The organism is Streptomyces sp. NPDC003284, assembly GCF_053589675.1.
Genome location: NZ_JBSFSI010000010.1, coordinates 58,890 through 76,744 on the forward strand (window position 1 = coordinate 58,890; position 17,855 = coordinate 76,744).

Annotated in this window: 14 protein-coding genes, 1 tRNA gene and 1 pseudogene; 7 read left to right on the top strand and 9 right to left on the bottom strand. The window is 72.3% G+C overall.

Annotated elements, in window-relative coordinates:
- Positions 1-64 precede the first annotated feature (64 nt).
- Both ACWDYF_RS21630 and ACWDYF_RS21635 read right to left on the bottom strand, forming a co-directional pair.
- Entirely contained in the window at positions 65-631 is a 567-nt protein-coding gene (locus ACWDYF_RS21630) for a GPR1/FUN34/YaaH family transporter (protein ID WP_389466073.1), read from the bottom strand.
- A gap of 151 nt (positions 632-782) precedes the next feature.
- The gene (locus tag ACWDYF_RS21635) at positions 783-1,310 is read right to left on the bottom strand and encodes a universal stress protein (RefSeq protein WP_018565676.1); all 528 of its coding nucleotides are present in this window, start codon (positions 1,308-1,310) and stop codon (positions 783-785) included.
- Positions 1,311-1,686: 376 nt separating this feature from the next.
- Between ACWDYF_RS21635 and ACWDYF_RS21640 the strand changes: the two are divergent.
- The 4 genes and pseudogenes from ACWDYF_RS21640 to ACWDYF_RS21655 all read left to right on the top strand — a co-directional run.
- A pseudogene (locus ACWDYF_RS21640) lies at positions 1,687-2,007 on the top strand (hypothetical protein); the annotation flags it as partial.
- 467 nt (positions 2,008-2,474) lie between these two features.
- A complete protein-coding gene (locus ACWDYF_RS21645) occupies positions 2,475-3,692 on the top strand; it encodes a helix-turn-helix domain-containing protein (RefSeq protein WP_381742925.1) in 1,218 nt (405 codons plus the stop codon).
- A gap of 138 nt (positions 3,693-3,830) precedes the next feature.
- Positions 3,831-4,439, top strand: coding sequence for an oligoribonuclease (gene orn / locus ACWDYF_RS21650; protein ID WP_018565674.1), 609 nt, complete (start codon positions 3,831-3,833; stop codon positions 4,437-4,439).
- Positions 4,440-4,551: 112 nt separating this feature from the next.
- A tRNA-His gene (locus tag ACWDYF_RS21655) sits at positions 4,552-4,624 on the top strand.
- An 82-nt stretch (positions 4,625-4,706) separates the two neighbouring features.
- Here the strand turns inward: ACWDYF_RS21655 and ACWDYF_RS21660 are convergent.
- On the bottom strand, positions 4,707-5,171 hold the full coding sequence (locus ACWDYF_RS21660; RefSeq protein ID WP_389466217.1) for a MarR family winged helix-turn-helix transcriptional regulator: 465 nt from the start codon (positions 5,169-5,171) through the stop codon (positions 4,707-4,709).
- Between the two features lie 108 nt (positions 5,172-5,279).
- Here ACWDYF_RS21660 and ACWDYF_RS21665 point away from each other — a divergent pair, with 108 nt between their 5' ends.
- A complete protein-coding gene (locus ACWDYF_RS21665; RefSeq protein WP_389466068.1) occupies positions 5,280-5,789 on the top strand; it encodes a GNAT family N-acetyltransferase in 510 nt (169 codons plus the stop codon).
- Between the two features lie 12 nt (positions 5,790-5,801).
- Here the strand turns inward: ACWDYF_RS21665 and ACWDYF_RS21670 are convergent, their stop codons facing one another.
- The 5 genes from ACWDYF_RS21670 to ACWDYF_RS21690 all read right to left on the bottom strand — a co-directional run bounded on the left by ACWDYF_RS21670 (position 5,802) and on the right by ACWDYF_RS21690 (position 12,740).
- Positions 5,802-6,857: a LacI family DNA-binding transcriptional regulator gene (locus ACWDYF_RS21670; RefSeq protein WP_381742921.1), complete on the bottom strand. Its 1,056-nt coding sequence runs from the start codon at positions 6,855-6,857 to the stop codon at positions 5,802-5,804.
- A 192-nt stretch (positions 6,858-7,049) separates the two neighbouring features.
- On the bottom strand, positions 7,050-8,495 hold the full coding sequence (locus ACWDYF_RS21675) for a GH1 family beta-glucosidase (protein ID WP_389466063.1): 1,446 nt from the start codon (positions 8,493-8,495) through the stop codon (positions 7,050-7,052).
- Positions 8,496-8,746: 251 nt separating this feature from the next.
- On the bottom strand, positions 8,747-9,670 hold the full coding sequence (locus tag ACWDYF_RS21680; RefSeq protein WP_381742918.1) for a carbohydrate ABC transporter permease: 924 nt from the start codon (positions 9,668-9,670) through the stop codon (positions 8,747-8,749).
- A 14-nt stretch (positions 9,671-9,684) separates the two neighbouring features.
- Positions 9,685-10,677: a carbohydrate ABC transporter permease gene (locus tag ACWDYF_RS21685; RefSeq protein ID WP_018565663.1), complete on the bottom strand. Its 993-nt coding sequence runs from the start codon at positions 10,675-10,677 to the stop codon at positions 9,685-9,687.
- Between the two features lie 743 nt (positions 10,678-11,420).
- Positions 11,421-12,740, bottom strand: a complete 1,320-nt coding sequence (locus ACWDYF_RS21690) for an ABC transporter substrate-binding protein (RefSeq protein ID WP_381742914.1) — start codon at positions 12,738-12,740, stop codon at positions 11,421-11,423.
- Positions 12,741-13,232: 492 nt separating this feature from the next.
- On the opposite strand from ACWDYF_RS21690, the gene ACWDYF_RS21695 reads away from it, so the two are divergent.
- On the top strand, positions 13,233-14,276 hold the full coding sequence (locus tag ACWDYF_RS21695) for a LacI family DNA-binding transcriptional regulator (RefSeq protein ID WP_389466056.1): 1,044 nt from the start codon (positions 13,233-13,235) through the stop codon (positions 14,274-14,276).
- A 258-nt stretch (positions 14,277-14,534) separates the two neighbouring features.
- Positions 14,535-15,959, top strand: a complete 1,425-nt coding sequence (locus tag ACWDYF_RS21700; RefSeq protein WP_389466053.1) for a GH1 family beta-glucosidase — start codon at positions 14,535-14,537, stop codon at positions 15,957-15,959.
- Positions 15,960-16,109: 150 nt separating this feature from the next.
- Here the strand turns inward: ACWDYF_RS21700 and ACWDYF_RS21705 are convergent, their stop codons facing one another.
- A complete protein-coding gene (locus ACWDYF_RS21705) occupies positions 16,110-17,585 on the bottom strand; it encodes a glycoside hydrolase family 18 protein (protein ID WP_389466051.1) in 1,476 nt (491 codons plus the stop codon).
- Between the last annotated feature and the right edge of the window lie 270 nt (positions 17,586-17,855).

Here is a 17,855-nt window from a genome sequence, read left to right on the forward strand (position 1 = left end):
TACTGGCCTTGGGGTGTGACCGCGCGGCCCCGGGGCGCCTGGGCCGCTCCCCGGGGCCAGGCGGTTATCCGGCGGCCGCCACGCCCCGGCCGGTGGCGCGGCGCGGGAGCGACGTGGGCCAGTGCGCGAGTGTCGCGGTCGCGGCGTACCAGGCCGCCGCCCCGGCCGCGACGGCGAACCAGCCGCCCGCCTTCGCCAGGCCGTCGCCGCCGGTGAAGGCCGCCACCGCGAGCAGGACCAGGGAGACGAGGAACAGCCCGTAGGTGCCCTGGGTGAGCGGGTCGCCGCCGGCCAGGGTGAGGGTGAGGACGACGGCGGCGAACAGGGCGAAGAAGAGCCCGGCGCCGTTGGCGGAGGCCCGGTCGCCCGCCGCGAGCGCCCAGGTGAACCAGAGGGCGCCGAGGACGGTGAAGGCCGTGCCGGAGGCGTGGTCGTCCTCCCGGAAGGCGAGCAGTCCGACGACGAACAGGGCGACGCCGCCGACATAGTGAGCGATCGTCACGGCGTCGGCGGCCGTGACGGAGTGGACGACCCTGGTGTGCCCGAGGCCGAAGGCCATCAGGGTGACGAACAGGGCGAGCCGTCCGGCGATGGTGGTGGTGGTGCTTCCCGCAGAGACGTCGTTGGCCACGGCGGGCTCCCTTCTTGCCTGTGCGGTGCGGTGTCGGGTGACCGGTATATGCCCTTCACAAGGGCACAATCACCTTCTACGCACAGGTAACTTGAGCGTTGAACAAAGGGAGCCGGAATGGCCGGTAGTCGCGGTGTCCGGGCCGCGCCCCTCAGGGGATGACGACGACCGGACGCTGCGCGCGCTTGGCGAGACGGCCGGCGACCGAGCCGAAGATACGGCCCACGATGCCGTGGGTGGAGCCGACCACGATCGCGTCCGCCGCGTACTCCTTGCCGACCTCTTCGAGTTCGTGGCAGATGTCCCCGCCGCGCTCGACCAGGATCCAGGGGACCTCGGCGAGATACTCCGCGCAGGCCAGTTCGAGGCCGAGCACCTCGGTGCGGTGGTCGGGGACGTCCACGAAGACCGGGGGCTCGCAGCCCGCCCAGACCGTGGTGGGCAGCCGGTTGGCCACATGCACGATGATCAGACCGGATCGGGTGCGGTGTGCCATCCCGATCGCGTAGGCGAGGGCTCGCTCGCTGGAGTCGGATCCGTCGAAGCCGACGACGACGCCGTGCTTGAACGCCGGATCGCAGGGATGGCGTGGCTCTTGTGCCGCCAGGGGTTCGGCCGCCGTGGGGTCGGCGACCGGCCGCTTGCGGTCCGCGGGTTCGAAGAATTCGTGACCGGCCATGGCTGTCTCGGCGAGGTGATCCTTTGTCGGGGACGACAATCTGCGGCGGAGCTGTGTCCGGGAATCGTCTTCCCGTCCCCATACCCGCAAGGGTACGGCCGCACTCCTCCTTGGCCCAGATCCCGCGCACTCTCCGTGGCGGTTCACCGGAGCATGCACGACAGCCGCCCGTAACGCAATGGTTGCTGCCCCGTACAGGCGGTTTGCACAGCATTCACTTGCCCCGGCCGTCCGGAACCCGTAAGACCGGTGTCTCGACACCACCCGGGGGGCCGCCGTACCGGTGGCCTCCGGTTCCGTACAGTGACCGACGGATCGAACACGCGTTGAACCCCGTGAGCCGCACCGCCGCAGGGAGCACCGTAGGGAGCACGCCGTGTCCGGACCCCGCACCGCATCCGGAAAACGCCCCTCGCCGCCGGAGCGGCCCGCCGGTGACAGCGCGGGCGATGTGGTCCGCTGGGCCGCCTTCAGCTGTGTCCTGGTTCCGGTGGTGCTGCTCTGGTGCGGCGCCTCGTCGGCCGGCGCCGTCGGCACCGCCCTGGGGCTGGCGGCCGTCACCGCGGTCTGCCGGGCGCTGCTGCGCCAGTCCGAGCGCGGCGCCGCCCGGCTGCGCGCCGAGGAGCGGGCCCCGCACCGCGGCCGCCACCAGCGGACCGGGACGGGGGCCCACCGGGGCGGCCGGCATCTGGGGGGACCGGGAGGGCCGGGGGGACCAGGAGAGCTGGGCGGGCCGGAAGGGCCCGGAAGACCGGGAGGACCGTGGGGAACGACACCGGTCGACTGACCGGTTTCCATGCACGCGGCCGTATCTTTTCAGCCAACTTCTTGAACTGGCGCATCCCCCGCCCCCATACCCCCTCAACCCCCGTTTGACCTGCAAGAAAAGGGTCTCAGGGCCCCTGCGCACCCTACGGGGATTGGCCACCGCCACAAGGCGCACTTCCCTGCGCGCTGTGGGAGTGCAACGCTTCGTGATCGAATGCTTCACGCCAAGTTGCCATGTCGACAATGTGCCGGGTGTCGAACTGGTCACCGCGGCACGGCCGGACACAGTAGATTCGATCTTGATGTCTTACGGCGGGGGACTCGTGCAGGACCGAGGGGAAACGTGCAGGAGCGACACAACCGAGGAGCCGCGACCACCGAGGGGGGCTTAGCAGTATGAGCCACGACTCCACCGCCGCGCCGGAAAACGCGGTCCGGAAACTGTCCGGGCGCCGCCGCAAGGAGATCGTCGCGGTGCTGCTGTTCAGCGGCGGCCCCATCTTCGAGAGTTCCATACCGCTTTCGGTGTTCGGGATCGACCGCCAGGACGCCGGAGTGCCGCGCTACCGCCTGCTGGTGGCAGCCGGCGAGGACGGCCCGCTGCGGACCACAGGGGGCCTGGAACTCACCGCGCCACATGGCCTGGAAGCGATCTCACGCGCGGGCACGGTCGTCGTGCCCGCCTGGCGTTCGATCACCGCGCCACCGCCCGAGGAGGCGCTCGACGCGCTGCGCCGGGCACACGAAGAGGGCGCCCGCATCGTGGGCCTGTGCACCGGGGCCTTCGTGCTGGCCGCCGCCGGCCTGCTGGACGGCCGCCCGGCGACCACCCACTGGATGTACGCGCCGACGCTGGCCAAGCGCTATCCGTCGGTGCACGTCGATCCGCGGGAGCTGTTCGTCGACGACGGCGATGTGCTGACGTCGGCGGGCACGGCCGCCGGGATCGACCTGTGCCTGCACATCGTGCGCACGGACCACGGCAACGAGGCGGCCGGCGCGCTGGCCCGCCGCCTGGTGGTCCCGCCGCGCCGCAGCGGAGGCCAGGAACGCTACCTGGACAGGTCTTTACCAGAGGAGATCGGCGCCGACCCGCTCGCCGAGGTCGTCGCCTGGGCGCTGGAGCACCTCCACGAGCAGTTCGACGTGGAGACGCTCGCGGCACGGGCGTACATGAGCCGCCGTACGTTCGACCGCCGGTTCCGCTCGCTGACCGGGAGCGCGCCGCTTCAGTGGCTGATCACCCAGCGGGTGCTCCAGGCGCAGCGGCTGCTGGAGACGTCCGACTACTCGGTGGACGAGGTCGCGGGCCGCTGCGGCTTCCGCTCGCCGGTGGCGCTGCGCGGCCACTTCCGGCGGCAGCTGGGCTCGTCCCCGGCCGCCTACCGGGCGGCGTACCGGGCGCGCAGGCCGCAGGGCGAGCGACCGGTCGACGCCGCCGAGGCGCCGCTGGGCGCTGTGGGCCCGGGTGCCGGGACGGCCCAGATCCTGGGCGTCCCGCAGCCCTCCGGCCCGGTGTCCGCGCTGCACCCGGAGGGGCCGCTCCAGCACACGGTCCGCCGGGCACCGGCGGCACTGTCGGGCAGCCTGCCGGGCCAGCGCAGCGGCGGCTGAGGAACGGCGCCCGGGGAACCGCGAGGAACCCCGGGGGGCTCGGGCACCGTCCCGGGGCGGGAGCGCGCGCATCGCGCTCCCGCCCCGGGACGTGCACGGGCGGTCCGGCCCGCGGCGGCTCGCCGTAAGGTGAGACACATGAACGATCGCATGGTGTGGATCGACTGCGAGATGACCGGCCTCTCGCTGTCCGACGACGCTCTCATCGAGGTGGCCGCCCTCGTCACCGACTCCGAGCTGAACGTGCTCGGCGAAGGGGTCGACATCGTCATCCGCCCGCCGGACGCGGCGCTGGAGACGATGCCGGAGGTGGTGCGTCAGATGCACACCGCGTCCGGCCTGCTGGCGGAGCTGCCCGGCGGCACGACGCTCCAGGACGCCGAGGAGCAGGTGCTCGCCTACGTCCGCGAGCATGTGAAGGAGCCCGGCAAGGCGCCCCTGTGCGGGAACTCGGTCGGCACCGACCGCGGCTTCCTGCTGCGCGACATGCCCGCCCTGGAGGGCCACCTCCACTACCGCATCGTCGACGTCTCCTCGATCAAGGAGCTGGCCCGCCGCTGGTACCCGAGGGCGTACTTCAACAGCCCCGAGAAGAACGGCAACCACCGCGCCCTCGCCGACATCCGCGAGTCCATCGCGGAGCTGCGCTACTACCGCGAAGCCGTCTTCGTCCCCCAGCCCGGCCCCGATTCCGACACCGCCAAGGCGATCGCCGCGAAGCACGTCCTGCCTGCTCAGCAGGGCTAGAAGGGTCCCTCGAAGGGGCGCCGCGAAAGTCGTGCGCGAGCACCCCTTCGGACCCTGTACACTTTTTCTCGGCCGGTCGGAGAAGCGAAAGCCTCCTCCACCACCGGTCATGGTGGGTGTAGCTCAGCTGGTAGAGCACCTGGTTGTGGTCCAGGATGCCGCGGGTTCGAGTCCCGTCACTCACCCTCACCGGAGAAGCCGGTGACCCGGGAATCCCGGGTCACCGGCTTCTTCCGTTTCCGCCGGCGGCTCGCCGCGCCCCTCACCTCAGTCCGGCAGATTGCCGTCGCCGCCCAGGTTGGCGGCCATGCGGCGCAGGACGTCGATCGTGGTCGCGAAGTCGGCCGGGTCGATGCCCTCGTGTGTCTGCCGGTGGACGCGTGCGCCGCGTTCCCTGGCGCGGGCGAGGCCGCTCTCGCCCGCCTCGGTCAGGGTCATGAGTCCCGCGTCCTCCGTGAGCCAGCCGCGGCCGGTGAGGTCGTCGAAGACGGCGTCGAAGTCGGTACCGAGGTCGTCCCACTTCGCCAGCCGCTCGGTCAGTGCCGCGCGGGTCCAGCCGCCGGGGTCCCCGGCCACGTGGTTGAGCGTCCACCAGTGCGGCTGCGTGAGGTCCTCCACCGCAAGCTGTTCGCGGATGGCGCCGACCACCAGCCGGTACGCCACGCCGGTCCACGCCCCGATGGGCTGGGCGGCCAACTCCTCCTGCGTGTACTCCTTGAGCGTCGCGCTCATGTGCCCCTCCTCGTGCCTCTTGATCGACGGCATACGATGACCGTAGAACCTCAGGTTTGCTTGAGGTCAAGGACCGGGATGTCGTTCCCCGGAGGCCGGAGGGTGCCCGTGCGTGCCGAGCGTGTCCGTACCGAGCGGCTGGAGCTCGTCCCGCTACGGGTGGAGCACGCCCGGGAGATGGCCGGGGTGCTGGCCGATCCGGGGCTGCATGTGTTCATCGGCGGGCAGCCGCTGGACGAGGACGAGCTGAGGGCGCGTTACGAGCGGCTGGTGGGCGGGTCCGGGGACGCGCGGGTGTCCTGGTGCAACTGGGTGCTGCGGCTGCGCTCCGGCGGGCAGTTGGCGGGCACCGTGCAGGCCACGGTGCACGACGGGGAGACGGCCGAGATCGCGTGGGTCGTGGGGACGGCCTGGCAGGGGCGCGGGTTCGCCTCCGAGGCGGCGCGGGCGCTGGTCGCCCTGCTCGGGCGGGCGGGCGTCGGCACGGTCGTCGCGCACATCCACCCCGGGCACCACGCCTCCGCCGCGGTCGCCAGCGCCGCCGGGCTCGCCCCGACCGGGGAGATCCAGGACGGCGAGACCGTGTGGCGGGGGACGGCACCGGCGCCCGAACGGTGACCGCCGGGCGCGTCAGGAGGACGTACGGACCACCAGTTCCGTGGCCAGCACCGCGTGCCGCCGCTCGGGCGCGGCCGACTCGGGCGGGCGGCGGTCGGCGATCTCGGTGAGCAGCAGGCCGATCATGGCGCGGCCCATCTCCTCGATGGGCTGGCGGACGCTGGTCAGCGGCGGGTCCATGTGGCGGGCGATGGCCGAGTCGTCGTAGCCGACCAGCGCCACGTCGTCCGGGATGCGGCGGCCCGAGGCGCGCAGCGCCTGGCGGGCGCCGGCCGCGGTGACGTCCGAACCGGCGAAGACCGCGTCGAGGGCGGGCTCGCGCTCCAGCAGCCGGGTCATCGCCCGGTGCCCGCCCTCCTCGGTGAAGTCGCCCTCCTCGATGAGGTGTTCGCCCTCGGTGAGTCCGGCGTCGGCGAGCGCGTCGCGGTAGCCGTCGACGCGCCGCTGGGCACCGTAGACGTCCATGTGGCCGGTGATGTGGGCGATGCGGCGGCGGCCCCGGGAGAGCAGGTGCTCCACCGCCGAGCGGGCACCCCCGTAGTTGTCGGAGTCCACCGACGTCAGCGCCTCGGCCGCCGAGCGCGGGCCGCTGATCACCGCCGGGATCCCGAGCTGGGCGACCAGGTCGGGCAGCGGGTCGTCGGCGTGCACCGACACCAGCAGCACCCCGTCCACCCGGTGCGCGGCCAGATACTGCGCGAGGCGCCTGCGCTCCCGGTCGCCGCCCGCGAAGATCAGCAGCAACTGCATCTCGGTGTCGGACAGTTCGGCGCCGACCCCGCGCAGCATGTCGGAGAAGTACGGCTCGGCGAAGAACCGGGTCTCGGGCTCCGGGACGACCAGCGCGATGGCGTCGGTGCGGTTGGCGGCCAGCGCGCGGGCGGCGGTGTTGGGGACGTAGCCGAGTTCGGCGACGGCCGCCTCCACGGCCGCGCGGGTGGCGTCGCTGACCCGGGGCGAACCGTTGATCACGCGGGAGACCGTGCCGCGGCCCACCCCGGCGCGGGCGGCGACCTCCTCCAGGGTCGGCCGGCCGCCACCCCGGCCCCGCCCACCGTTGACCGCCATAGTCGCCGCCTTCCGTTCACCCCGCCGGCAGGCCGGGAACCCAGGCCAGGAATCTAACAGCCGGGGCGCGGCCGCCCCCTCCCCCGCCGCCGCGCGGGCAGCGGCGAGAGGGAGACGAAGGGGGAGGAGAAGGGGGGAGGAAAGGGAGGCGAGAGGGAGAGGGGAGGGGGGAGGGAGAGGGGGCGTCCGGGATCAGTCGGCCGAGGGCAGCGCGTTGGCCCGGATCACCCCGGCGTACCAGTGGGCGCTCTCCTTGGGGATGCGGCGCTGGGTGCCGTAGTCGACGTAGACGGCACCGAAGCGCTTCGAGTAGCCGTAGGACCACTCGAAGTTGTCCAGCAGCGACCACAGGAAGTACCCGCGCACATCCGCCCCGTCCGCCACCGCCCGGCGTACGGCGTCCAGGTGGGCGTGGAGATAGGCGATCCGGCGCGGGTCGTTGACCCGGCCCTCGGGCGAGACGTAGTCGTCGAAGGCGGCGCCGTTCTCCGTGACCATCAGCGGCAGCTCGGGGTGGGAGGCGGCCAGGCCGGTCAGCAGGGTGTGCAGGCCGCTGGCGTCGATGGCCCAGTTCATCGCGGTGAGCTGGTCGTTGGCCAGGTGGAAGGCGACGTGGTCGGAGCCGGTCCACGGGGACTGCTCGCTCGCGCCGTGGCCGTCGTTCTTGGTGGCGGCGCCGTCGGCGGAGTGGGAGACCACGGTCGGCGCGTAGTAGTTGACGCCGAGCACGTCCAGCGGGCGGGAGATCTCCGCCAGGTCGCCGTCGTGCACCAGGGTGCCCCAGTCGACGAGGTGCGCGGTGTCGTCCAGCAGGTCCTGCGGGTAGGCGCCGTCCAGGATCGGGCCGGTGAAGATCCGGTTGCCGACCGCGTCGATGCGGCGCGCGGCCTCGGCGTCCTCGGGGCTGCCGGTGAGCGGGCGCACCTGGTGCAGATTGAGCGTGATGGAGGTCTGCGCGGACGCGGGCAGCACGGAACGCAGCGCGCCGACCGCCTGTCCGTGGGCGAGGTTCAGGTGGTGCGCGGCGCGCAGGGTGGCGGCCGGGTCGGTGCGTCCCGGGGCGTGCACGCCGGAGCCGTAGCCGAGGAAGGCCGAGCACCAGGGCTCGTTGAGGGTGGTCCACACGCCGACGCGGTCGCCGAGGGCGCGGGCGGTCATCTCGGCGTACTCGGCGAAGCGGTGCGCGGTGTCGCGGTGCGGCCAGCCACCGGCGTCCTCCAGTTCCTGGGGCAGGTCCCAGTGGTAGAGGGTGGCGACCGGGGTGATGCCCGCCGCCAGCAGCTCGTCGGTGAGCCGGCGGTAGAAGTCCAGGCCGCGTTCGACGGCGGGGCCGCGGCCGGTGGGCTGCACCCGGGACCAGGAGACGGAGAACCGGTACGCCTTGAGGCCGAGGTCCTTCATCAGGGCCACGTCGTCGCGGTAGCGGTGGTAGTGGTCGGCGGCGATGTCGCCGGTGTCGCCGTTGAGGACCTTGCCGGGGGTGTGGCTGAAGGTGTCCCAGATGGAAGGGGTGCGGCCGTCCTCGGCCGCGGCGCCCTCCACCTGGTAGGCGGCGGTGGCGGCGCCCCAGACGAAACCCGTGGGGAAGGAGGTGCCGGAGGCCGTCCGGGCGGTGGTCTCGGGTCGTACGGCGGTCATGGTGAGAGCGCTCCCAGGGGTGGCGTGCGGGTGACATGCGGATCGCGAACAGTTCGCGAGCAGATCGCGTGCGGGTCACGTGCGGAAAAGGCCCGGACCGGGGTCCGGTGGGGGGATGCGGGCGGGCGCCGGGGTGTGCGCCCGGCCCGCGGGCGAGGCGGTACGGGGAGGAGTGCGGCGAGTGGAGGGTGCGGGGAGAGTGGGAGGGGCGGGGGGCCAGCGGGAAGGGGGGCGGGGCGGGTGCGGGGAGGTCAGCCCTTCACGGCGCCCGCCATGATGCCTCCGACGATCTGCTTGCCGAAGACGACGAAGACGAGCAGCAGCGGAAGCGTGCTGACCAACGCGCCCGCCATGACGATGCTTTGGTCGGGGGTGTAGGAGGCGCTGAGCTGGCCGAGCGCGACCTGGAGGGTCGGGTTCTCCTGGTTGAGGGCGAGGAAGGGCCAGAAGAAGTCGTTCCACGCCTGGACGAAGGTCAGCATGCCGAGGACCATCATCGCCGGGCGGGCCGCGGGCAGGACGACGCTCCACACGATGCGGATGTTGCTCGCGCCGTCCACCTTGGCCGCCTCGACCAGTTCGTAGGGCAGTGCCTCCAGCAGGTACTGGCGCATGAAGAAGACACCGAAGGCGCCGACCAGGGTCGGGAAGATCACCGACTCCAGTTTGCCGCCCCACCCGATGTCCGACATCAGCATGAACAGCGGGACCACACTGAGCTGCGGCGGGATCGTCAGCGTGGCGATGACGGCAGTCATCAGGGCGCCCCGGCCCCGGAAGCGCATCTTGGCGAAGGCGTAACCGGCGAGCGTGCAGAAGAACAGCGTGGCCACGGTGATGCAGCCGGCCACGACGACACTGTTGACGATGGCCTTGCCGAGGTTGGCCTGCTCCCAGGCGGCCTGGATGTTGTGCCAGAGCTTGCCGCCCGGCACCAGCGGCGGCGGGCTGTCCAGGACCCGCTGCTGGTCGTGGGAGGCGGCCACCAGCGTCCAGTAGAGCGGGAAGATCGAGCCCAGGCCGACGACGACGAGGGCGAGATAGGTGAACGGGCCGCCCTTGAGCTGCTGGCCGGCGCCGATCTTGAAACGGCCGCCGCGGGTCCCGCCCGGGGCGGTGGCGTCCGGTGCCGGGGTGAGGTCCGGCACGGGGGTGAGGGGACTGGTCGTGGTCATCGATGTCGCTCCCGTCAGGCCGCGCTCTTGCGCACGAACCGGCCGACGATCCAGTTGATCAGGGCGATGAGCAGCAGCAGGACGAGCATGGCCCAGGCGACGGCCGCGGCCGGGCCCAGATGCCCCAGCTTCCAGCCGTAGTTGTAGAGGTAGATGCTGAGCGTCTCGTACTGGTGCTCGCTGCCGCCCTGGGATCCGAGGGTGCCGCCCTGGAGCAGCAGCGGCTCACCGAACAGCTGCATGGATCCGATGGTCGAGATGACGATGGTGAACAGGATCGTCGGCCGCAGCGAGGGGATGGTCACCTTGCGGAACTGCTGCCAGCGCGTGGCGCCGTCGATCGACGCGGCCTCGTACAGATCGCTCGGCACCGCCTGCATGGCCGCCAGGTAGATCAGGGCGTTGTAGCCGGTCCAGCGCCAGATGACGATGACCGAGACGGCGATCTTGGAGGTCCACTCCCCGTTGCCCCAGTCGGTGTTGCCCGCGCCGAAGAAGTGCAGCACCCAGTTGAGGATGCCGCCGTCGGCGCGGAAGACCAGCGCGAAGACCAGGGCGGCGGTGGCCACGGAGGTGGCGTACGGGGTGAGGATCACCGTCCGCCAGAACGTGCTGGCGCGCAGCTTGTAGTTGAGCAGATGGGCCAGGCCCAGCGCCACGAGCAGCTGCGGGACGGTCGAGATGACACCGATGACGAAGGTGTTGGAGACGGCCGTCCAGAACTCGGAGTCCTGGAGGATCTTCGAGAAGTTGTCGAAGCCGACCCACTGCGACTGGTCGAGCCCGGTCAGCTCCACCCGGTGCAGGGCGATCCAGCCGGTGTAGAGGAGCGGGTACAGCCCGAAGGCGCCGAAGACGAGGAAGAAGGGGGCGATGTACGCGTACGGCGACGCCTTGTCGTCGAAGCGCCACAGCCGGGTGCGCCATGTGCCGCGACGGCTCGGCGCGGCGCCGGAACCGCCGGGCGGCGGGGTGTGGGCGCCCCGTACGGGGGTTGTCGTTGCCACGGAGGGAGTCCTTCCCTGGGAGGGTGCGGCCGGGGTCGGGGGTCGGGTGGGGGCGGGGCGGAGGCAAGCGGAGGCGGGAGGCGGTCTCCGGCGGGCGCCGGGGCCGCCGGAGCCCGCAGGCCGCCGGAGCCAGGCGCCGCTCCTGCGCGTTACCGGCCGTCGCCACCTGCGGGTGGGGCGGGAGCCCGGCCTACGGGGGCGGGATCGTCCTGGCGGCCGGGACCGGTCTGCGGGACCGGAGCCCGGCCCGCCGGACCGTCGCCGTCCTGTCGGGTCGGGGCGGATCGGGTCGGCCGACGAACTGCGGGCCGGTGCCGATCGTGGATCGGTCCCCTCCCCAGGGACGGGGACCGTCCTGCGGGAGCGTTCACCGTCCCACGGGATCGGCCGCCGTCCCAGGGGTACGGCCGCGCCCGTGGACTCGGCCGGATTCCCGCAGGAACCGTCCCAGCCAGGACAGCCCCGACGGTTCCGCCCGGTCCGTACGGTCTATACGGTCCGTCCGATCCACCCGGTCCGTCCGGTGCGCCAGGTCCGTCTGCGAACGCCCGTACGGCCCGGCGTCGGCGGCCGGGCCTGGTGCGGGCACCGGCACCCGGAGCCACCGCCCCGAGCCGCTGCCCGAAGCCGTCACCGGGAGCCGCCGCCCGGGGCCGGCCGCCGGGGAGCGGCCGTCGCGCGCGGTGCGGGCGGGTGGTACGGGCGGCCGGTGGGACCGGTGGGGCCGCCCGTACCGGCGGACGTCAGCCGATCGCCTTGTCGATCGATTCCGTCGCTGCCTTCCACGCCTTGTCGGGCGCCGTGCCGCGCTGCTCCATGTTGTTGATCTGCGTGGAGATCATGTCCTTGATCGCGGCGTCCTTCGGGCCGAGCACCGCCTCGGGGATGGCCTTGGCCTCGTCGGCGTAGATCTGGCCGACCGGGGCGTCGCTGAAGTACGGCAGCTTCGCGTCCTTCACGCCGGCCAGCTCGTACGCGCCCTTGTTCGACGGGAAGACACCGACCGCCTTGAAGACGGCGGCCTGCTGCTCGGGGGCGGTCAGCCACTTGACCAGCTCGGTGGCCTCCTTGACGTGCTTGCCGCCCTTGGGCACGGCGAGGAAGGAGCCGCCCCAGTTGGCCGCGGTCGAGCCGGGCGCGCGGGCGATGTCCCACTTGCCCTTGTAGGTCTCACCGGAGTAGGTGGCGATCTGGGCGGCCATCCAGGCGGGGCACGCCATGGACGCCACGGTGCCCTTGCGCAGCGCCGCCTGCCAGGCGTCCTGGAACTGCGGCAGGCCCTGGCTCAGCTTCTTGGAGGCGGTCTCGGCGGCCAGGTTCCAGCCCTGCTGGACGGCCTCGCTGTCCTTGTAGACGGGCTTGCCCTCGGCGTCGTAGTACTGCTTCGCGGAGGAGCTGACGACCGCGTTGTACATGGCGCTGGCGGAGTCCATGAAGAAGGTGCCGGACGGCGCCTTCGTCTTGTACTGCTCGCCGAGCTTGATGTAGTCCTCCCAGCCGCCCGCGACCGCCTTGGCGACGGCCTCGCGGTCGCTGGGCAGGCCCGCCTGCTGGAAGAGGTCCTTGCGGTAGCAGAGCGACATCGGGCCGATGTCGGTGCCCGCGCCGATGACCGTGCCGTCCTTGGCGGTGGCCTGCTTCTCCTTCCAGGACACCCAGTCGGCGACGTTGATCGTCTTGCTGAGGTCGGCGAACTTGCCCGCCTGGGTGTCGACGACCTCCTTGATGCGCCCGACCTCGATACCCGTGACGTCCCCCAGACCGCTGCCCGAGTTCAGCTGCTGAAGGAGCTTCGGGTAGTAGTCCTGCTCGTTCGCGGTGGTCTCTTCCTTCACCGTGATGTTCGGGTGCAGCTTCTCGTACTGCGCGAACAGACCGGCCTCCTTGTAGCCGAACTGCCCGTAGTCGGCCACCTTGAGGGTGATCTTCCCGTTGGCATCCGAGCTGTCCGAGTCGCCGTCGCTGCTGCAACCGGTCAGCAGCAGGGCCGAGGCCGTCAGAACCGTCGTGGTCAGGGCCGCTGCTCTGCGGCCTGGACCGCCGACGGTACGGGTGATGCGCATTCCACTACTCCTTGTTCCAGGGGGAACGGGACCTCAGGAATCAGACCGCCGGATCCCGGCGGTGCGGACCTGCCCTCTCGGTTCGAGCAGCGGCCAGCCCACTGCACCCGAAGTGCGGTGCGAAGTTGCTGGTCAACGGTGTGCCATATGAGGTAGAGGGAAGGGCCGTTGGTACGGGGGTCCGCACGGGAGAGCGTCCCGGAATCTCCGTGGGACCGCTCCCATGCGGCATGCCGGAAGACTCGTTGCTGCCGGGCCAGGTGTCAAGACTTGAAAACGGCGTTGTTGCGCAAGCGTGTTCCGCACGTCACGTGAATGTGTCGTGCCGCGCATCGTGACTCTGCGGCCCCCGCTCGGTGTCCTCCAGGATTCGCGCAGGTCACAGCCGGGTGAACGGGCCCCGGGCGACCGCGGGATGATCGTCCGGGGCGGCCGCCGGACTTTCTGGGCCAGAATGAGCGGACCCCCACCGCAACCGCCGGAAGGTGAACGATGACCCCCGCCGAACCGCCCCCGAGGCACGCGGACGTCCGGCGCCCCACCCTGAACGCCGTGGCCGCCCGCGCCGGGGTCGGCCGGGGCACGGTCTCCCGGGTGATCAACGGCTCGCCCCAGGTGAGCGAGCGCTCCCGGGCGGCCGTGGAGCAGGCCATCGCCGAACTCGGCTACGTCCCCAACCGCGCCGCCCGCTCCCTGGTCACCCGCCGCACCGACTCGGTGGCCCTGGTCGTCCCGGAGGCCGAGACCCGGCTCTTCTCCGAGCCGTACTTCTCCGGGATCATCCGGGGCGTGTCGACCGGACTCGCCGCCGCCGGGATGCAGTTGCTGCTGGTCCTGGCCCGGGACGAGAAGGAGTACGCGCGGCTGGCCGGCTATCTGTCGGCCCAGCGCGTGGACGGCGTCCTGATGATGGCGGTGCACGGCGACGACACCCTGCCCGACCGGCTGGAGGAACTGGCGGTGCCCACCGTGCTGGCCGGGCGGCGCAGCCACGGCGAACGGCTCGGGCACGTCCGCGCGGACAACAGCGGCGGCGCCCGCACCGCGGTGCGGCACCTGCTGGCCCAGGGCCGCCGGGTCATCGGCACCATCACCGGGCCGCTGGACATGGACGCGGCGCAGGCCCGGCTCGACGGCTATCGCACGGCGCTCGCGGACGCCGGGCTCCCCGCCGACGAGGAGCTGATCGCGGGGGGCGACTTCACGGAGGAGGGCGGGCGCGCGGCGATGCGCGAACTGCTGCGGCGGCGGCCCGCGCTGGATGCGCTCTTCGCCGCCTCCGACGTGATGGCCTCGGGCGCGGTGCTCGAACTGCGCGCCGCCGGACTGCGGGTGCCGCACGACGTCGCCATCGTCGGGTTCGACGACTCGATCGTGGCCCGGCACATCGATCCGCCGCTGACCAGTGTCCGCCAGCCGTTGGAGGAGATGGGCCGCACCATGGCGGACCTGCTGCTCTCCGAGATCGCCCAGCGCGGCACCGGCCACCGCGCGGTGATCCTGCCGACGGAGCTGGTGGTGCGCGAGTCGGCCTGAGCGGGATCGGGCGGGTGCCCGCCGGGTACCGACCGGGTGCCAGGCCGGGTGCCGACCGGGAGCCGACCGGATCATGGCCCTGCGTTCCGGGGCGGGTTCGGTTGGCGGGGTGTGGTCCGGGGGGCGGGGCGCGGTCGGGGGGCACGGTCCGGGGGCGGGGCGTAGCGCCGGGACGGGGTGTGGTCCGCGCGGGATCCTCTTTTGTTGTGGGAGCGCTCCCATGCATAATGGGCCCACCCGACCCGTGGGAGCGATTCCATGCCCGAAGCGCAGAACGTGTCCTTCCCTCCCTCCTTCCTCTGGGGCGCGGCCACCTCCGCCTACCAGATCGAGGGCGCCGTACGGGAGAACGGCCGCACCCCCTCGATCTGGGACACCTTCAGCCATACGCCGGGCGCGACGGCCGACGGCGACACCGGCGACACCGCCGTCGACCACTACCACCGCTACCGCGACGACGTGGCCCTGATGGCCCGGCTCGGCCTGAACGCCTACCGCTTCTCGGTCTCCTGGCCGCGCGTCCAGCCCACCGGCCGGGGGCCCGCCGTGCAGGCCGGCCTCGACTTCTACCGGCGGCTGGTCGACGAACTGCTGTCCCACGGCATCAAGCCGTCCGTCACCCTCTACCACTGGGATCTGCCGCAGGAGCTGGAGGACGCGGGCGGCTGGCCCGAGCGCGACACCGCGCGGCGCTTCGCGGAGTACGCGCACCTCGTCGGCGAGGCGCTCGGCGACCGCGTGGACCAGTGGACCACGCTCAACGAGCCCTGGTGCAGCGCCTTCCTGGGCTACGGCTCCGGCGTGCACGCGCCCGGCCGCACCGACCCGGTGGCCGCGCTGCGCGCCGCGCACCACCTCAACCTCGCGCACGGCCTGGGCACCCAGGCGCTGCGTTCGGTGCTCCCGGCCCGTGCCTCGGTCGCCGTCAGCCTCAACTCCCAGGTGATCCGCCCGCTGTCGCAGCAGCCGGAGGACCTGGCGGCGGCCCGGCAGATCGACGACCTGGCCTGCGGGGTCTTCCACGGTCCGATGCTGCACGGGGCGTATCCGGCGACCCTGCTGGAGGCGACCTCACCGCTCACCGACTGGTCGTACGTCCTCGACGGCGATCTGGCCACCGCCCACCAGCCGCTGGACGCGCTGGGCCTCAACTACTACACGCCCGCGCTGGTCTCCTCGGCGCGGAACGCGCCCGCGGGCCCGCGGGCGGACGCCCACGGCGCGAGCGCGCACTCGCCGTGGCCCGGTGCGCGGGACGTGGCGTTCCACCAGCCGCCGGGCGACCGCACGGAGATGGGCTGGACGATCGACCCGGGCGGCCTGCACGAACTGATCATGCGCTACAGCCGCGAGGCACCCGGCCTTCCGCTGCACGTCACGGAGAACGGCGCCGCCTTCCCCGACAAGGTCGACGACAACGGCCGCGTACACGACCCGGAGCGCGTGGCCTATCTGCACGCCCACCTGGCGGCGGTGCACCGGGCCGTCACGGACGGCGCGGACGTCCGCGGCTACTACCTGTGGTCCCTGATGGACAACTTCGAGTGGTCCTACGGCTACGCCAAGCGGTTCGGCGCGGTGTACGTCGACTACGCGACCCTGGACCGCATCCCGAAGTCCAGCGCCCTCTGGTACGGACAGGCGGCCCGGACCGGGCAACTGCCACCGGTGGACGCCTTCTGACGGACGCCTTCTCACGGACGTCTCCTGACGGACGTCTCCTGACGGACGTCTCCTGACGGACGTCTCCTGACGGACGTCTTCTTGGCGCGCGGCGGGCCGTACGGAACACCTCTCCGTACGGCCCGCCGGCCTGGCGCGGGGGCGCGCCGGTCAGTTGTAGGCGCCGAACGCCTTGCTGAAGGCGAACGGCTCCTGCGCGACGGAGCTGCACGTCGCGTCCGCGGTGGGCTTGGGGCCACCCGCGCACTGCTTGTCGCGGGTGGCGGACCACATGGACAGCCAGCCGAGCCCCTTGGACCGGGCGAAGGCGACCAGCTGGCCGGCGTCGTCGACCTTGAAGACCTCGGCGGAGACGTCGTTGACGCCGATCATCGGGGTGACGGCGACGGCCTTCCAGGCGGCGCTGTCGGACAGCCCGAGGACACTCTTGATCTGGGCCTGGGTGGCGGTGGCGGCCTGCTCGGCGTACGTGCCCATGTCGCCGTTGTACGAGGCGCCGTAGTCCATCGCCATGATGTTGACGGTGGAGATCTTCACCCCGCCCGACTTCGCACCGGCCAGCAGGTTCACGCCGTCCTGGGTCAGGCCCTCGGGCATGACCGGGAGGGTGAAGGAGACGTCCAGGTCCGGGTGTTGGCGCTGGAGCGCGGCGATGGCCTGGGCGCGGCGGGTGTTGGCGGCGGAGTTCGGCAGCGCGCCGCCCTCGATGTCGAAGTCGACCTTGGTCAGCTTGAACTGGTCGACCGCCTTGCCGTACGCCGCCGCCAGCGCGTCCGCCGAGGAGCAGGTCGTCGCCAGCTCGGAGCCGCTGGCACCGCCGAAGGAGACCCGTACGTCCCCGCCCTTGGCCCGCAGCGCACCGATCTGCGCGGCCACGGCGTCGCCGCCGAGGTCGGTCACCCCGCCCCACTTGGGTGTGCAACCGCCGCCGTCGGTGACGAAGGCGAGGTTGTAGTTCTTCACGCCGGTCGCGTCGGCGCTCGCCAGCAGGTCGAAGGCGGGGTAGAGGGAGGTGTCGACATAGGGCGCGAAGCCGGCGCCCGCGGTCGTGCCGGTGCCGGGGCTCTGGGAGGACGTGGGGCTCGCGGTCGGAGCCGTCGCGGTCGCCGTCGGGGCGGGCGTCGACGTCCTGGTGGGGGTGGGCGTCGGGGCCGGGCTCGCGGACTGGGTGGGCCGGCCGCTGGGCTGCGGGGTCGCTCCGCCGTCCGCCGAACAGGCCGCGCCGTCGATGCGGCAGCCGGTCGGCTCGCCGGTGCCGTCGACCACGAAGCCGACGGTGACGGACTGTCCCGCGGCGAGCCCCGCGGTGTCCCACTTGGCGGGCTTCACGGTGACGTGCTGTCCGCTGACAGCGGCCTCGCCGTTCCACAGGGAGCCCAGCTTCGTCCCCGACGGCAGATCGAACTCCAGGGTCCAGTCCTTCTCGGCCGACCCGCTGTTGTTGGTGACGACGTACTGCGCGGTGTAGCCCGTGGACCAGTCGCTGGTCCTGGTGTACGCGGCACCGGTCCCGGCCGCCTGCGCGGTGGCGGTGAACAGGAACACCCCGCCACCGGCCACGGCCGCCGCCACCAGGCCGCCTATCGCCTTGTTCCTGCCGCTGATCCTGCGCCGGTGCGTGCTCATCGCGGTGCCTGCCTTCGCTGTTCACGGGAGCCCTGAGGTGCCCGAGGGAGTGGGGGTGCCGTGCGGGTCGGGGGTGCGGTGCGTGGGGGGCCGGGGGGGGTGGGGGCGCGGTGCGAGTGGGGTGCGGCAGCACGCTAGCGATCCGGAACCGGGCAATCAGTCTGTTCCGGGCGGGAGTCGGGGATCTTAGGGTTGGCTTAAGGGAGGGATCGGGGACGGTTAAAGGTCCGGACCTGGGGGGAGCGACTCGCTTCGCTGCTCCCCCTCGCC

Coding starts and splice junctions, on each gene's coding strand:
- ACWDYF_RS21660 (WP_389466217.1), bottom strand. CDS start 5,171: ATGAGCGCGACGCTCAAGGAGTACACGCAGGAGGAGTTGGCCGCCCAG.
- ACWDYF_RS21705 (WP_389466051.1), bottom strand. CDS start 17,585: ATGAGCACGCACCGGCGCAGGATCAGCGGCAGGAACAAGGCGATAGGC.
- ACWDYF_RS21695 (WP_389466056.1), top strand. CDS start 13,233: ATGACCCCCGCCGAACCGCCCCCGAGGCACGCGGACGTCCGGCGCCCC.
- ACWDYF_RS21675 (WP_389466063.1), bottom strand. CDS start 8,495: ATGACCGCCGTACGACCCGAGACCACCGCCCGGACGGCCTCCGGCACC.
- ACWDYF_RS21700 (WP_389466053.1), top strand. CDS start 14,535: ATGCCCGAAGCGCAGAACGTGTCCTTCCCTCCCTCCTTCCTCTGGGGC.
- ACWDYF_RS21680 (WP_381742918.1), bottom strand. CDS start 9,670: ATGACCACGACCAGTCCCCTCACCCCCGTGCCGGACCTCACCCCGGCA.
- ACWDYF_RS21690 (WP_381742914.1), bottom strand. CDS start 12,740: ATGCGCATCACCCGTACCGTCGGCGGTCCAGGCCGCAGAGCAGCGGCC.
- ACWDYF_RS21635 (WP_018565676.1), bottom strand. CDS start 1,310: ATGGCCGGTCACGAATTCTTCGAACCCGCGGACCGCAAGCGGCCGGTC.
- ACWDYF_RS21670 (WP_381742921.1), bottom strand. CDS start 6,857: ATGGCGGTCAACGGTGGGCGGGGCCGGGGTGGCGGCCGGCCGACCCTG.
- orn (WP_018565674.1), top strand. CDS start 3,831: ATGAACGATCGCATGGTGTGGATCGACTGCGAGATGACCGGCCTCTCG.
- ACWDYF_RS21645 (WP_381742925.1), top strand. CDS start 2,475: ATGAGCCACGACTCCACCGCCGCGCCGGAAAACGCGGTCCGGAAACTG.